The organism is Pseudomonas sp. LJDD11 (genome assembly GCF_024584215.1).
Taxonomy (GTDB): domain Bacteria; phylum Pseudomonadota; class Gammaproteobacteria; order Pseudomonadales; family Pseudomonadaceae; genus Aquipseudomonas.
On the sequence record NZ_JANJFL010000015.1, the window covers coordinates 22,410 to 36,384 of the forward strand.

Genomic DNA, 13,975 nt, shown 5'->3' on the forward strand with positions numbered 1-13,975 from the left:
AGGTCGCCATGTCTGATAAATCCCCCGCCACTGCCAATCCCTGGCAGCAACTGCGCCAGTTGACCCCGGCGCGCATTGCCCTGGGCCGGGCCGGCACCAGCCTGCCCACTGCCGCGCAACTGGACTTCCAGTTCGCCCACGCCCAGGCCCGTGACGCGGTGCATCTGCCTTTCGATCACGCCGGGCTGAGCGCCGAACTGCAACAACGCCAGCTCGAAACTCTGCTGGTGCACAGCGCCGCCGCCGACCGCCACACCTACCTGCAGCGCCCGGACCTGGGGCGGCGCCTGAACGAAGAGTCGGCTGCCGTGCTGGACGAATATGCCGCGCAACAAGGCACAGGCTATGACCTGGCGATCGTGATCGCCGATGGTTTGTCGTCCCTGGCTGTGCAACGCCATAGCCTGCCATTTCTTGAACGCCTGTTGGAGACAGTGCGGGAGGAAGGCTGGTCGCTGGCGCCCATCACGCTGGTGCAACAGGGCCGGGTCGCAGTGGCCGACGAAGTGGGCCAACGCCTGGGCGCGAAGATGAGCGTGATTCTGATCGGCGAACGACCGGGGCTCAGCTCACCGGACAGCCTGGGGCTGTACTTCACCTGGGGGCCGAAGGTCGGCCTGAACGACGCTTACCGCAACTGCATCTCCAATGTCCGGCTCGAAGGCCTGAGCTACGGCATGGCCGCCTTCCGCCTGATGTACCTGATGCGCGAGGCGTGCCGGCGGCAGTTGTCGGGGGTGGACCTCAAAGACGAAGCCCAAGTCCCGACGCTGGATAACAGCGGGCCGGGGAATTTTCTGCTGAGCGATGGCAGCCCGGAGACTCTTTAAAGTAATACTGCCCACTTAGGTACTGTATGCCCCGGTAGGAGCAGCCGGCCGGCGTTCCGGTTGCTCGCGAAGACGGCGGTACATTCGCAGCAGATGCTTTGACTTTACCGGCCTCTTCGCGACCAAGGTCGCTCCTACAAAGGCATGCAGTGCTTATCTGAACAGTATTGTCTTTAACCGCAATACTGTTCACTTAGGTACTGTGTGCCCCGGTGGGAGCGAGCTCTGCTCGCGAAGAGGCCAGTGAAAACACTACATCTGCTGTGACTTTACCGGCCTCTTCGCGACCAAGGTCGCTCCTACAAAGGCATGCGGCGGTTATCCGAACAGTATTGTCTTTAACCGTGATCCTTACTCAAGTATCTGGCGTATCCCCCACAACAGCACAAAGTGCGCCGGGTAGATGGCATAAGCCCAACGACGCATCGGCCAGACCTTGAAGCCGGGCTTGCTGCCCAGCACGGCCAGCCCCGCCAATGGCGCCAACAGGCATACCAGCAAGGCACCGATCGATACCGGATCACCCCAGCCGATCCCGGCAAGCATGTCTTGCCAGGCGTTGGCGATCACGCACAGTACGGCCGGAAACAGCGCCAGCCATTTGGGCCGCTGCAAGACCATCAGCATCACCAGCGGCAGCATCACCCCGGCGAAGCCGAACATCAGGTGTTGCTGCAACAACGCCCCCAGCAGTACAGCAGCGAAAGCCATCGAGCGGGTCGCAACCATACGCTGGCGCCAGCCCTGGGCAACCAACAGCCCCAGCAACAGGGTCGGCATGACGTTAAGGGTCTGGGCGTCGGGCATGAACAGCCGGTACGGCAGTTCGGACAGTGCGCTGAAGGCAACCATCCAGCCCAAATAACGCCAGCGCACCCGCGGACCGATTTCGGCGGCGCTGCGCCGCGCCAGATTGGCCGCAATGGCCAGGCAGAACCAGGCAAACGCCAGCCGCCCCGGTACGTAAAGCACATCCAGCGCCAGCCCCACGTAGCGCAAATGGTCGAGCAACATGCTCAACATCGCCAGCCATTTGAGCAAATCCAGCGCGCGGTCTCGTTTGGGCAGAAATGGCGGGTTGGAAAGATCCATGAGTCTCTCTAATGTATGACCATCCATGAAAACAGGTGCCCGGCCCGCTCAAAAGGCAGGCCAACACAGCACCTTCGCATAATAAGGAACCGCCATGACCGACCAGAGCCAACAGTTCGCCAGTGACAACTATTCCGGTATCTGCCCTGAAGCCTGGGCAGCCATGGAACAGGCGAACCAGGGACATCAACGCGCTTATGGCGACGATCAATGGACGGCACGCGCCGCCGATGGTTTCCGCCGTCTGTTCGAAACCGACTGCGAAGTGTTCTTCGCCTTCAACGGCACCGCAGCCAACTCCCTGGCGCTCTCGGCACTGTGCCAGAGTTACCACAGCGTGATTTGTTCGGAAACCGCCCACGTTGAGACAGACGAATGCGGCGCACCGGAGTTTTTCTCCAATGGCTCGAAATTGCTGGTCGCCCCGACTACCGCGGGCAAGCTGACCCCTGAGGCCATCCGCGAGATCGCCCTCAAGCGCCAGGATATCCACTACCCCAAGCCACGCGTGGTGACCATTACCCAGGCCACGGAAATCGGCACGGTCTATCAACCCGAAGAGCTCAAGGCGATCAGCGCCACCTGCAAAGAACTCAACCTGCACCTGCATATGGATGGCGCACGCTTCTCCAACGCCTGCGCGCATCTGGGCTGCACGCCGGCGGAGCTGACCTGGAAAGCAGGCGTGGATGTGCTGTGTTTTGGCGGCACCAAAAACGGCATGGCGGTCGGTGAGGCGATTCTGTTTTTCAACCGCGAGCTGGCAGAAGACTTTGACTACCGTTGCAAGCAGGCGGGGCAACTGGCGTCGAAAATGCGCTATCTTTCGGCGCCGTGGGTCGGGCTGCTGGAAAACGACGCCTGGTTGCGCCACGCCGCGCACGCGAACCAGTGCGCGCAGTTACTGGCGGAACTGGTCAAGGATGTACCTGGGGTCGAACTGATGTTCCCGGTGCAGGCCAACGGCGTATTCCTGCAGCTCTCTGAGCCGGCGATTGCCGCACTGACCGGTCTGGGCTGGCGCTTCTATACCTTCATCGGCAAAGGCGGCGCACGCTTCATGTGCTCGTGGGACACCGAGCAGGATCGCGTTCGCCAACTGGCGGCGGACATCCGCCGGGTGATGCAGGCTGCTTGAGCCTGCTGCCACGCTCCCGGATCAGCTCTGCGCGAGCGTCCGGGAAATCGTGTGCACAGTGGCCTCGACCTGTTCCTGATAGCGCGCAAGCTCGGCCTTGTGCTGCTTTTCGAGCTGGATGTGCCGGGAACACAGGTTAAGGGCTGCCAATACCAGCAAGCGGTCGCCGATCAGCGTCGGATAGGAACGCTTGGTCTCGGCCAGCGAGGTATTGAGCATCGCGGCGGCCTGCAGCAGAGTCTGCTCCTCTCCCGCCGGGGCCTTGACCGAGTAGTCATTGCCCAGGATCGAGAGCACGGTCACGCCGTTGTCTTGGCTCATGCGTTCACGGCACTGGCGCTGGTAGCGCGGTCAACCAGAGCCTGGATGCGCGCAGCGGTGCTGCCCTGCTTCTCCTCATGCTCCAGCAGGCTCAGTTGCAGGCTGTCGTTTTCTTCCCTGGCCTGCGCCAGTTCGGTACGCAGTTGGGTATTGGTGTCTTGCAGTTGCTGGTTCTGCTGAACCAGATCACTGACAAGTTGTTCCAACTGACTGAGAGACGCTTCCAACATTCTGAATACTCGAACAAGTTTTACGGGGCGCACACGATAAAGAAAAGTCCCTGCGCATGCCAGCGTTGAGGCCCGCAAATCGGCCCTCTTCCACAAATCGAAGATGAAACTTTCATTTGCAGGGTAAATAGGACCGGGTTCTGTCCATCCGGTTCCTGCGGCTCGTCGGATCGGCAGCCTGACTGCCTGCAAAGCGGCTGGTAGCCGTTACCAGGCAACGGCACAAGCGCCACCTTGATGACGCCAAGGTTTTGGCGATGGGAATTTGCCACCAGCGGACAAAACTCACAAGCAATATTTTGCTGGCGCCAGCAATCAGGTCCATAGGGCTGAGTCTGGCCATGCCCCAGGGCAAAGGCATGGCCAGACGCTCAAGAGCTAGCGCACCAGATGCAGGAACTGCATATGCCGCTCGTACTGGTCGAGCACGTCATTGATGACCTGCTCTTTGGTGTAGCCCACCAGATCGTAATCCTGACTGCCCTCGCTCAGATGCACCTCGGCGCGGTAGTAGCGGCGGTTATTGAGTTGCTTGGAGCCCATCCCGCCACGGGCGAACGATGGCGTGAAGAAACCCTTCATCTGTACCTGATAGATAAACGGCCGCTCTTCACCATGGCCGATTTCCAGCGTCACCAGGTCATTGGCCGGGTCGGGCACCTGAGTCACGCTCAGGCCTTTTTCGACGAAAACAGCGGTAACCTCGTCAATCGCCGGTCGTACCACCTGATCGAGAAAACGGTATACCTCATCGCGTGACGGGTAATGCACCGCTTGGCTCAAGCGCTGGCGCCAGCCGCCACGGCGCGCGCCCGAAGCCGGTGCCAGCGAGTAGAGCTGGGCCAACTGACGCTGCGACTCCAGGTAGAAGGCCTTATGCAGCCCCCACATCATCAGCAACAGAATCAGCGAGAACGGCAACGAGGTGAGCACCACCGCCGATTTCAGCGCATCGATGCTGCCGGAAAACAGCAGGCCGCTGGTGATCAGCGCAGTAGCCGCCCCCCAGAACACCCGCAGCCACTTCGGGCCGTCTTCGTCGGCGCTGCCGCCTTTGGCCGACAGGGTAGAGAGCACCACAGTGCCGGAGTCTGCCGAGGTGACAAAGAACACGAAGCTGATGAACACCGTCACGGCGATCACCGTTTTGCTCCAGGGGTAAGTTTCCAGCAGCAGGTACAGGGTCATCGACGGGTCGTCGATGGCCGACTGGCCGAGCGCAGTCATGCCGTATTCCAGCACCTGATGGATGGCGCTGTTACCGAAGATCGACATCCACGCCAGGGTGAAACCCAACGGGATGAACAGTACGCCGAAGACGAATTCACGAATGGTGCGGCCGCGGGAAATCCGTGCAATGAACAGACCCACGAACGGCGCCCAGGCAATCCACCAGGCCCAGTAGAACACGGTCCAGCCACCCAGCCAGCCATCAGCCTGCTGGTAGGCATAGACGTCGAAACTCTTGACCGGCAAGGCGCCCAGATAATCACCGACGTTCTGCACCAGGGTATTGAGCAAGTGCTGGGTGGGACCTGCGAACAGCACGAACAGCAACAGCGCGCAGGCCAGCAGCATGTTGATGTCGGACATGACCCGCACGCCCTTCTCTACCCCGGATACCGCGACCAGAATGGCCGCGCCCATCATTGCGCTAATCAACATGACCTGAACCCAATGGGTATGGGCCACGCCAAACAGATAATCCAGACCGGAGTTCAGATGCAGCACGCCAAAGCCCATGTCGGCGCCCAGACCGAAGATGGTGGCGATGATGCCGAAGCCGTCGACGGCGTAGCCGATCGGGCCGTTGATGCGCTTGCCGATCAGCGGATACAACGCCGAGCGCAAGGCCAGCGGCAGGTTGTGCCGATAAGCGAAGTAAGCCAGTGCCATGCCGACAAAGGCGAACACGCCCCAGCCATGCAAGCCCCAGTGCAAAAATAGCAACTGCATGCCCTGGCGCGCCGCGTCAGCGGTACCGGCTTCGCCTTGCGGCGGCTGCAACATGTGGGTAAGCGGTTCGGAAACGCAAAAGAAAAACAGCGTGATGCTGATCCCGGCGGCGAACAGCATGCCGGCCCAGGACAGGTAGCTGAATTCGGGTTCGTCGTGGTCGGCACCGAGTTTGATCCGGCCGTAGCCGGATAAGGCGGTGACCACCACGAAGACCAGATACAGCGTCATGACCAGCATGTAGTACCAGCCGACCGTATTGGCCGCCCAGTTCTGCGCTGCAAGCAGCCATTGGCCGGCGGCTTCGGGAAAGCTGATGACGACAATGCCGAACACCAGAATGAAGCTTGCCGCGAAATAGAAAACCGGCGCATTCATGCGCACCTGGCTGCTGGCGGCGGGGTGGGAGACATTCATACTGGATGCGCCTCCAGAGCCCGTAAAACAGGGACAAGACGAGGGTAATGCAAGGGTTGGCCTCCTGATGTGAGCGGGCAGCGAACCACCGTTCTAAATTGACTGAACGTTCAATTTAAACACGATTGGCCAGTAAATGACCAATCGCTGCCGCAGGACTTCGCTCGGATCAGGGGTAGGACGTGAGAAATAAACCAATCGTTCCGTAACGACGGGGCAGAACAAACAATCTTGTAGGAGCGGATTTATCCGCGAAGCTTTTCGCTGCTAAAGCGGATCGCCGCCCGGCAGCTCCTACGTGCCCCCATAAAACCGTTACTTTTGGGTGCCGTCGTCGTTGTGCAGCAGGTTGGCCTGGGTCAGGTTGCTGCCGGCCGGGACGCTGCGGGTCAGCCAGACGTTACCGCCGATGGTCGAGCCCTTGCCGATGGTGATGCGCCCCAGAATGGTCGCGCCGGCGTAGATCACCACGTCGTCCTCGACAATCGGGTGGCGGCATTCGCCTTTGTGCAGGTTACCGTTCTCGTCGGCCGGGAAGCGCTTGGCGCCGAGGGTCACTGCCTGATAAATACGCACTCGCTCACCGATAATCGCGGTTTCACCGATCACCACACCGGTGCCGTGGTCGATGAAGAAACTCGGGCCAATCTGCGCACCAGGGTGGATATCAATGCCGGTGGCCGAGTGGGCAATTTCAGCACTGATACGCGCCAGCAACGGCAAGCCGGCGCGGTACAGATGGTGCGCCAGACGATGGTGGATAATCGCCAGAATACCCGGATAGCAGAGCAAGACTTCATCGACGCTGCGCGCTGCCGGGTCACCCTGATAGGCCGCCAGCACATCGGTGTCCAGCAGGCGACGAATGCCCGGCAGGGCCAGGGCCAAGTCCTGAATCAGTTGCAGTGCCTGCTGGTCGATGCCCTCGACGCTCCGCCCCTGCTGATGGGCCACATAACGCAGTTCAAGGCGGGTTTGCGCCAGCAAGGCATTCAACGCCACATCCAGGGTATGACCGACGTAGAAGTCTTCGCTCTCTTCACGCAGGTCCACCGGGCCCAGGCGCATCGGGAACAGTGCACCGGCCAAGGCTTCGAGGATTTCACCCATGGCCGCCCGCGACGGCAGTTCACGACCGCCATGTTCACCGCTGACCCGCCGGTTACGGGTGCGCCAGTCATCCCGTGCCTCACGCAACTGACCGACGATGTGCTGCAACTGCCAGTGACTGACGCGGCCCTCGGCAGTCCCTTTTGGAATCTCGCTCACGCTGAACTCTCCTGCTGATCACGGGTGACAGCCACCCTTGGGTGGCGGCCTCGCCTTCCACTCTACGGCAAATGCCAGAGTTGAAAAAATATCAATTTCTGTAGGAAATAAGCGTCCAAGGCATAAGAGCACGCCTGTTGCCGTGCAGGAATCGTCTGCATATAGTCACTGATCTTGCCATACCGCCGGGCCATGAACGCCCTCAAGAATGTCCAAAGGGATACCCATAGCCCCATGCTCAAAAAACAGCTCGACCGTTTCAAGCGCCTGGACCTGATCGGCGCCCCGACACCTCTGGAAAAGCTCGAACGCCTGTCAGCCTGGGTCGGCCGCGACCTTTATATCAAGCGCGACGACACCACCACCCTTGCTCTGGGCGGCAACAAGGTGCGCAAGCTTGAGTACCTGGCCGCCGATGCACTGGCCAAGGGTGCTGACACGCTGATCACCGCCGGCGCCATCCAGTCCAACCATGTCCGCCAGACCGCTGCCCTCGCCGCCCGCCTGGGCCTGGGCTGCGTCGCACTGCTGGAAAACCCTATCGGCAGCGAAGACCCCAATTACCTGAAGAACGGCAATCGCCTGCTGCTGGAGCTGTTCGATGCCAAGGTCGAACTGGTAGAGAGCCTCGACAACGCCGATGAGCTGCTGCAAGCGTTAGCGGTGCGCCTGCATGCCAGCGGCAAAAAGCCCTATCTGGTGCCTATCGGTGGCTCCAGCCCGGTCGGTGCACTGGGTTATGTGCGCGCCGGGTTCGAATTGGCCGAGCAAATCGAACAGACCGGCGAGACCTTCGCTGCGGTCGTCACCGCCTCTGGCAGTGCCGGCACCCACAGCGGCCTGGCCCTGGCTTTGGCTGACAGCCATCCTGACCTGCCGGTGATTGGCGTCACGGTGTCACGCAGCGAAGAGGCGCAATTACCCAAGGTTCAGGGGCTGGCTGAACGCACCGCCGAACTGCTTGGCGTGGCCTTGCCGGAGCGTTTCAAGGTCAACTTGTGGGATGAGTACTACGCTCCTCGTTACGGCGAACCCAATGCCGGCACGCTGGCAGCGATCAAACTGGTCGCCAGCCAGGAAGGCCTGCTGCTGGATCCGGTTTACACTGGCAAGGCTATGGCCGGCCTGCTTGACGGTATCGGTCGTCAGCGCTTCGACGATGGCCCGATCATCTTCCTGCATACCGGTGGCGCACCGGCACTGTTTGCCTATGCTGACCAGTTCGCAAGCTGAATGCCGTGTGCCAGAGCGGCACAGGCAGTGAAAAAACAAAAAAGAATATAAAGCCAATAATTAATTATTTTTAACTATAAGGCACACCTCTTATAGTCGCGCTCCAACAGACATGCTCCACTGCCAAGCTGCCGTAAAACCCTGGTGTTTTCCGGCACTTCGGCAGCCAGGGCAGCGTCTGATTCCTGTCTTGTATCGCATTCAAACAAGGGGCTTGCATGAACATTTCCGCTATCCGCCGTACCCTCCTCCTCTCGGCCCTGAGCCTGGCGCTTGGCACAGGTCTGGCCAGCCAGGCCATGGCCGGCGAACAACTGCAGAAAATCAAGGACAGCGGCACCCTGAACGTGGGCCTGGAAGGCACTTATCCACCGTTCAGTTTTGTGGATAACAACGGCAAGCTCAGCGGCTTCGAGGTCGAGCTCTCCGAGGCGCTGGCCAAAGAGTTGGGCGTCAAGGCCAAGATCCAGCCAACCAAGTGGGATGGCATCCTCGCCGCACTGGAATCCAAGCGTCTGGACGTAGTCGTCAATCAGGTGACCATCTCGGAAGAGCGCAAGAAAAAATACGATTTCTCCAAGCCCTACACCGTATCCGGTATCCAGGCGCTGACCCAGAAGAAGGACGAAGGCAGCATCAAGACCGCCCAGGATCTGGTCGGCAAGAAAATCGGCGTCGGCCTGGGTACCAACTACGAGCAATGGCTCAAGAGCAATGTACCGGGCGCCGTGGTCAAGACCTACGACGATGACCCGACCAAATACCAGGACCTGCGTGTCGGCCGCATCGACGCCATTCTGGTCGACCGCCTGGCAGCCCTGGAGCTGATCGCCAAGACCAAAGACACCCTGGCAGTCGCCGGTGAGCCTTTCTCGCGTCAGGAAGCCGGTGTCGCGCTGCGCAAAGGCGAGCCCGAGTTGCATGAAGCCATCGACAAGGCGCTGGATAAACTGCGCGCTGACGGCACCCTGGCCAAGCTGTCCGAGAAGTACTTCGGGGCTGACGTGACTAAATGATTGAAGAGAGCCTGAATCTCGCGCTCGAATCCGCGCCTTTTCTGCTCAAAGGCGCGTATTACACGATCGTACTCAGCCTGGGTGGTATGTTCTTCGGACTGATACTGGGCTTTGCATTGGCCTTGATGCGTCTGTCGCGCATCAAGCCGGTGAGCTGGATCGCCCGCATCTACGTGTCGTTCTTTCGCGGCACGCCGCTGCTGGTGCAGCTGTTCATGATCTATTACGGCCTGCCGCAACTGGGTGTGGAACTGGACCCGTTGCCGGCCGCGCTGATCGGTTTCTCGCTGAACATGGCGGCCTACGCCTGTGAGATTCTGCGTGCGGCGATCGGCGCCGTGGACCGCGGGCAATGGGAAGCGGCAGCCAGTATCGGCATGACCCGCTGGCAGACCATGCGCCGGGCGATCCTGCCCCAGGCTGCGCGTACCGCTCTGCCGCCCCTGGGCAACAGTTTCATCTCACTGGTCAAGGACACCGCGCTGGCCGCCACCATCCAGGTGCCGGAGCTGTTCCGCCAGGCGCAACTGATTACCGCCCGCACCTTTGAGATCTTCACCATGTACCTGGCCGCCGCGCTGATCTACTGGGTGCTGGCCACTGTGCTTTCACACCTGCAGAACCGCCTGGAAGCCCGGGTCAACCGCCATGATCTGGAGTCTTGAGCCATGATTGAAATAAAAGGGCTCACCAAGCAGTTCAAGGGCAATGAGGTACTCAAAGGCATTGATCTGCGTATCAAGGCCGGTGAGGTGGTGGCGATCATCGGCCCCAGCGGCTCGGGCAAAACCACCTTGCTGCGCTGCCTGAATCTGCTCGAAGAACCTTCGGGCGGCTCCTTGCAGATCGGCGATATCCGTATCGATGGCAACCGGCCGTTGAGCCAGCAGCAAGGCCTGATCCGCCAGTTGCGGCAACAGGTCGGTTTCGTGTTCCAGAACTTCAACCTGTTCCCGCACCGCACGGCGCTGGAGAACATCATTGAAGGGCCGGTGGTGGTCAAGAAAGTGGCGAAAGAAAAAGCCATTGCCCTGGCCCGTCAGTTGCTGGCCAAGGTTGGCCTGAGCGGCAAGGAAGACGCCTACCCCAAGCGGCTGTCCGGCGGTCAGCAGCAACGGGTAGCGATTGCCCGGGCGTTGGCCATGGAGCCGCAGGTGATCCTGTTCGATGAACCGACCTCGGCGCTGGATCCGGAGCTGGTCGGCGAGGTGCTCAGCACCATTCGCGCTCTGGCCGAAGAAAACCGCACCATGGTCATCGTCACCCACGAGATGAGCTTTGCCCGGGATGTTGCCAACCGGGTGATCTTCATCGACAAGGGCGTGATCGTCGAACAGGGCGAAGCCAAGGCACTGTTTGCCAACCCGCAGCAGGAGCGGACACGGCAGTTTCTTGAACGCAGCCGTTTTTGATCCTGCCCCCACCTGCGTTTTAACCGCCACACTATTCAGTTAAGTGCTTCATGTCCCCGGTGGGAGCTACCTTGGTAGCTCCCACAAGAAATGAAGTGCTTGATCGAGCAGCAATGGTTTTAGCCGCGAAGATTTCGCCGCTAAAGCGGCTCCTACAGACTAAAGTGCCAGCTTCCTAGTATTACCTGAACAGGTCAGACCCCACTTAACCTGCCAGTAATAATCCTGCGCGCCTCCTGTAGGATCTTTCTGATTCTTTAAAAAACAGCATTTAGCAAGTTAGCCACTGTTGACAGCAAGCCATAAAGCCAATTAGCTGAAATCACTAATTTTCACCCAGCTGCCAATTATCAACGGCCGGGATTCATCCTTTATTCAAGACAACTTAACCAATGAATATCGATTAGCCAGCGCGGGCGAATAACGCACTTCGCCTTTGCCGTTCATTACCCACTGTCTGGCTTTATGACTTGAACACACGAGTATCTGGATATGAGCCATACCTACTGCACGAAGGCTGCGCCTAAACTCCCCGCTCCGGACATTCCCCATACCTGCCGCCATGGCATTGGCATTCGCCAGGCCTCGAGTCTGATGATCGAGGTGCCGGTTTATCCAGACATGGACACCGGTGATCTGATCGAGCTGTACTGGAATGACTGCTACGTCGCGTCGAAGATTCTCACCTGCCAGGATCTCGACCAGCCTGTGGCGCTGCGTGTACCGGAAAGCTTCCTGCACAACGGCAAGGCCAGGGCCAGTTATCGGGTCATGAAAGTCGGCGGTTCACCCATGTCATCGGTATGCCGCAAAGTGTGGGTCAAGCTCGACGCACCGGGCGGCACGCTGATGGACATCGACCAGGAGGAAAACCAGGGGCTGGCGCCACTGGCACTGCCGGCCTCGGTGGAGCGCCGCGGCCTCAACAGCCGCCACCTGCACGACGGCCTGCCGTTGATCATCGAGCCTTATCCGAACATGGCACCACACGACGAGATCACCTTGAGCTGGGGTGACCTGCGCATGGACCTGCCGCCGTTGCAGCCTGACGAAGTCGGCGACGCCGTAGAGTTCGTGGTGCCGTCGGCGCTGATTTCCGAGGCCGGTGGCGGGCAGACACTTCCAGCGACTTATTGCATCATCGACCGGGTAGGCAACAATTCGTCGTGGGCACCCGTACGGGAAATCTGGGTGCCCTATGCTGGCCGGACGCTTGAGTGACGGCTCGCCAGCGTATTAATTTGAATACCCGCACTGGATACCATCGATGAAGCTCGACTCCGGCACCCTGCAACAGATCACCCGCAACACGCTGGCTCACTATGACCAATCAGCCGAGAGCTTTCGCGAGGGCACCCGTGACCATGACGTCAGCCAGAACATCGAGGCCCTGCTGCGCCACCTCGATGCATCAGCGCCCTTGCAGATTCTCGACTTCGGTTGCGGCCCGGGCAGGGACCTGAAGGTGTTTAGCGCTCTGGGTCATCATCCGACCGGGCTCGATGGCAGCCAGCGCTTTGCTGAAATGGCCCGCACCGATACAGGCTGCGAGGTATGGCATCAGGACTTCCTGGCGCTGGACCTGCCCGCCAACCGGTTCGACGGCATCTTCGCCAACGCCTCGCTCTTCCACGTGCCACGTCAGGAACTGCCCCGCGTACTGCGCCAACTGCACGCCACACTCAAGCCCGGTGGCGTGCTGTTCAGTTCCAACCCCCGTGGCCAGAACCAGGAAGGCTGGAACGGTCCGCGCTACGGGTCTTATCACGACTTGTCGGCCTGGCAGGCACTGCTGATTGACGCAGGTTTTATCGAACTCGAACACTACTACCGCCCAGCCGGGCTGCCCAGGGACCAACAGCCCTGGCTGGCCAGTGTGTGGCGGCGTGGTTGATTCATGTAACGTGGGTAATTGATCGTCAAACCTTTTGACAAAAGCGCTCAAGTTCTATTACGTCCATTCATGCCTGAAGACAAGGCACACCAAGAGAGGAAGGACCCTCTCTTTATCCATGCACACTTCGATCAAGGGAGCGATCGTGAACGACCTTATCCAGAATGGCTATTTTATCGACCAGAACTTCGAACACTGGTTTAGCACCTATTACCCGCAAACACCTGAACTGCCAAATTACAAAGGCCGCCTGTATAGCGTACTGCTGAAAACCGGCGACCACTTGCAACAGAATATCCCGGTAAGACGAGACGCGCCCTTCACCGTAACGTGGGAGTTCACTGCAAAACTCATTGCCGACTCAGGTAACGACGGCGCGGCGATCACCACCGGTTTCTATGCGGCGTCTGACCACCCGAGCCATATCACCATGGTTCGCAATACCGAGTGGCAAACGTACAGTCATGAAGATGTCCAGCCGATCGTTTCGAACGACGGTTACCTGGGCATCACTTTCTCCGACCTGATCCCGCTGCCTGACCAAGGCAAAAGGACGGCGGTACATATCACCGGCTTCAAACTCTGGGCGACGTACCTGAGCGCTTGAGCCAAGCCCGCTACGACTCGCCACATCACCGAATCATTCAAGGATAAAAACAATGACCGTATCCACCATCCAGGCGGTGACGCCGTGCGCCAACGATAAAGTAAACCTGATCAAAAACAGCCACTTCGCCGACGACGACGGGCTGGCCTCAACCGAGTATTGGCAAACCAATGCGCAATCGCTGCCGGTTTACTGGCAGGGCGGTAAATACTCTCTGCCACTGTACAACCGCGAAGCACTCAGCCAGACAGTTGTCATCGGCACCGCCCAACCCTTCACCATCCACTATGCACTCTGGGCCTCGGCCAGCCACCCAACCCCCAGTACCTACCTCAGGGTGAAAGTGGAAAACGCCCGCACCAAAGAAGAAGTCGACATCGTCATCAACAACGAAGTCCTGTTCCCGCTGCAGCATGATTCCACCCTGCGTTTTTCACCTGCGGACGGCGACCTGACCATCACCTTTTCCAACGAAGTCCTCAATCCCGGCAGGGCCCTGAACCTTACGGCGATTGAACTGTGGATCGAGCCTGTGTAACGGCCATGGCGGCCTGAGCCGA

15 protein-coding genes are annotated in these 13,975 nt (G+C 59.6%); 10 read left to right on the forward strand and 5 right to left on the reverse strand.

Translation table 11 applies throughout. From position 1 onward, the window contains the following. The first annotated feature begins 8 nt into the window (after positions 1-8). Positions 9-830 carry an ethanolamine ammonia-lyase subunit EutC gene (gene eutC / locus NRB16_RS17560; RefSeq protein WP_257106571.1) on the forward strand — a complete coding sequence of 274 codons (822 nt, stop codon included), beginning with the start codon at positions 9-11 and terminating at the stop codon, positions 828-830. 351 nt (positions 831-1,181) lie between these two features. Here eutC and NRB16_RS17565 read toward each other — a convergent pair whose 3' ends face one another. Further along, on the reverse strand, positions 1,182-1,922 hold the full coding sequence (locus tag NRB16_RS17565) for a TraX family protein (RefSeq protein ID WP_253112052.1): 741 nt from the start codon (positions 1,920-1,922) through the stop codon (positions 1,182-1,184). Positions 1,923-2,016: 94 nt separating this feature from the next. Between NRB16_RS17565 and NRB16_RS17570 the strand changes: the two genes are divergently transcribed. Then, positions 2,017-3,060 (forward strand): low specificity L-threonine aldolase, encoded by a 1,044-nt coding sequence (locus tag NRB16_RS17570; protein ID WP_045486173.1) that lies wholly within the window; start codon positions 2,017-2,019, stop codon positions 3,058-3,060. Between the two features lie 21 nt (positions 3,061-3,081). On the opposite strand, the gene NRB16_RS17575 is transcribed toward NRB16_RS17570, so the two are convergent. From NRB16_RS17575 to epsC, 4 genes are all read right to left on the reverse strand, one after another. Continuing rightward, on the reverse strand, positions 3,082-3,381 hold the full coding sequence (locus NRB16_RS17575; RefSeq protein ID WP_045486171.1) for a cell division protein ZapA: 300 nt from the start codon (positions 3,379-3,381) through the stop codon (positions 3,082-3,084). Beyond that, positions 3,378-3,611, reverse strand: coding sequence for a hypothetical protein (locus tag NRB16_RS17580; RefSeq protein ID WP_045486169.1), 234 nt, complete (start codon positions 3,609-3,611; stop codon positions 3,378-3,380). The genes NRB16_RS17575 and NRB16_RS17580 overlap by 4 nt, the downstream gene beginning before the upstream one ends. 378 nt (positions 3,612-3,989) lie before the next feature. Then, complete coding sequence (gene betT / locus NRB16_RS17585) at positions 3,990-5,984, reverse strand: choline transporter BetT (RefSeq protein WP_045486166.1); 1,995 nt, start codon at positions 5,982-5,984, stop codon at positions 3,990-3,992. Positions 5,985-6,299: 315 nt separating this feature from the next. Then, positions 6,300-7,253, reverse strand: a complete 954-nt coding sequence (gene epsC, locus NRB16_RS17590; protein WP_253140777.1) for a serine O-acetyltransferase EpsC — start codon at positions 7,251-7,253, stop codon at positions 6,300-6,302. Positions 7,254-7,487: 234 nt separating this feature from the next. Here epsC and NRB16_RS17595 point away from each other — a divergent pair, with 234 nt between their 5' ends. The 8 genes from NRB16_RS17595 (at position 7,488) to NRB16_RS17630 (ending at position 13,953) form a co-directional block, all read left to right on the forward strand. After that, the gene (locus tag NRB16_RS17595; protein ID WP_045486160.1) at positions 7,488-8,486 is read left to right on the forward strand and encodes a D-cysteine desulfhydrase; all 999 of its coding nucleotides are present in this window, start codon (positions 7,488-7,490) and stop codon (positions 8,484-8,486) included. Between the two features lie 218 nt (positions 8,487-8,704). Next, entirely contained in the window at positions 8,705-9,502 is a 798-nt protein-coding gene (gene tcyJ / locus NRB16_RS17600; RefSeq protein ID WP_045486157.1) for a cystine ABC transporter substrate-binding protein, read from the forward strand. Beyond that, a complete protein-coding gene (gene tcyL / locus NRB16_RS17605) occupies positions 9,499-10,167 on the forward strand; it encodes a cystine ABC transporter permease (RefSeq protein ID WP_045486154.1) in 669 nt (222 codons plus the stop codon). The genes tcyJ and tcyL overlap by 4 nt, the downstream gene beginning before the upstream one ends. Positions 10,168-10,170: 3 nt before the next feature. Then, positions 10,171-10,914, forward strand: coding sequence for an L-cystine ABC transporter ATP-binding protein TcyN (tcyN, locus tag NRB16_RS17610; protein ID WP_257106572.1), 744 nt, complete (start codon positions 10,171-10,173; stop codon positions 10,912-10,914). Positions 10,915-11,406: 492 nt separating this feature from the next. Next, a complete protein-coding gene (locus tag NRB16_RS17615) occupies positions 11,407-12,135 on the forward strand; it encodes a hypothetical protein (protein WP_045486149.1) in 729 nt (242 codons plus the stop codon). A gap of 46 nt (positions 12,136-12,181) precedes the next feature. Beyond that, positions 12,182-12,808: a bifunctional 2-polyprenyl-6-hydroxyphenol methylase/3-demethylubiquinol 3-O-methyltransferase UbiG gene (locus NRB16_RS17620; RefSeq protein WP_253112039.1), complete on the forward strand. Its 627-nt coding sequence runs from the start codon at positions 12,182-12,184 to the stop codon at positions 12,806-12,808. 145 nt (positions 12,809-12,953) lie between these two features. Beyond that, on the forward strand, positions 12,954-13,415 hold the full coding sequence (locus NRB16_RS17625) for a hypothetical protein (RefSeq protein WP_257106573.1): 462 nt from the start codon (positions 12,954-12,956) through the stop codon (positions 13,413-13,415). Between the two features lie 52 nt (positions 13,416-13,467). Beyond that, the gene (locus tag NRB16_RS17630; protein ID WP_253112035.1) at positions 13,468-13,953 is read left to right on the forward strand and encodes a hypothetical protein; all 486 of its coding nucleotides are present in this window, start codon (positions 13,468-13,470) and stop codon (positions 13,951-13,953) included. The last annotated feature ends 22 nt before the right edge of the window (positions 13,954-13,975 follow it).

Coding starts and splice junctions, on each gene's coding strand:
- betT (WP_045486166.1), bottom strand. CDS start 5,984: ATGAATGTCTCCCACCCCGCCGCCAGCAGCCAGGTGCGCATGAATGCG.
- NRB16_RS17570 (WP_045486173.1), top strand. CDS start 2,017: ATGACCGACCAGAGCCAACAGTTCGCCAGTGACAACTATTCCGGTATC.
- eutC (WP_257106571.1), top strand. CDS start 9: ATGTCTGATAAATCCCCCGCCACTGCCAATCCCTGGCAGCAACTGCGC.
- tcyJ (WP_045486157.1), top strand. CDS start 8,705: ATGAACATTTCCGCTATCCGCCGTACCCTCCTCCTCTCGGCCCTGAGC.
- tcyL (WP_045486154.1), top strand. CDS start 9,499: ATGATTGAAGAGAGCCTGAATCTCGCGCTCGAATCCGCGCCTTTTCTG.
- NRB16_RS17580 (WP_045486169.1), bottom strand. CDS start 3,611: ATGTTGGAAGCGTCTCTCAGTCAGTTGGAACAACTTGTCAGTGATCTG.
- tcyN (WP_257106572.1), top strand. CDS start 10,171: ATGATTGAAATAAAAGGGCTCACCAAGCAGTTCAAGGGCAATGAGGTA.
- NRB16_RS17620 (WP_253112039.1), top strand. CDS start 12,182: ATGAAGCTCGACTCCGGCACCCTGCAACAGATCACCCGCAACACGCTG.
- NRB16_RS17595 (WP_045486160.1), top strand. CDS start 7,488: ATGCTCAAAAAACAGCTCGACCGTTTCAAGCGCCTGGACCTGATCGGC.
- NRB16_RS17565 (WP_253112052.1), bottom strand. CDS start 1,922: ATGGATCTTTCCAACCCGCCATTTCTGCCCAAACGAGACCGCGCGCTG.
- NRB16_RS17630 (WP_253112035.1), top strand. CDS start 13,468: ATGACCGTATCCACCATCCAGGCGGTGACGCCGTGCGCCAACGATAAA.
- NRB16_RS17615 (WP_045486149.1), top strand. CDS start 11,407: ATGAGCCATACCTACTGCACGAAGGCTGCGCCTAAACTCCCCGCTCCG.
- NRB16_RS17575 (WP_045486171.1), bottom strand. CDS start 3,381: ATGAGCCAAGACAACGGCGTGACCGTGCTCTCGATCCTGGGCAATGAC.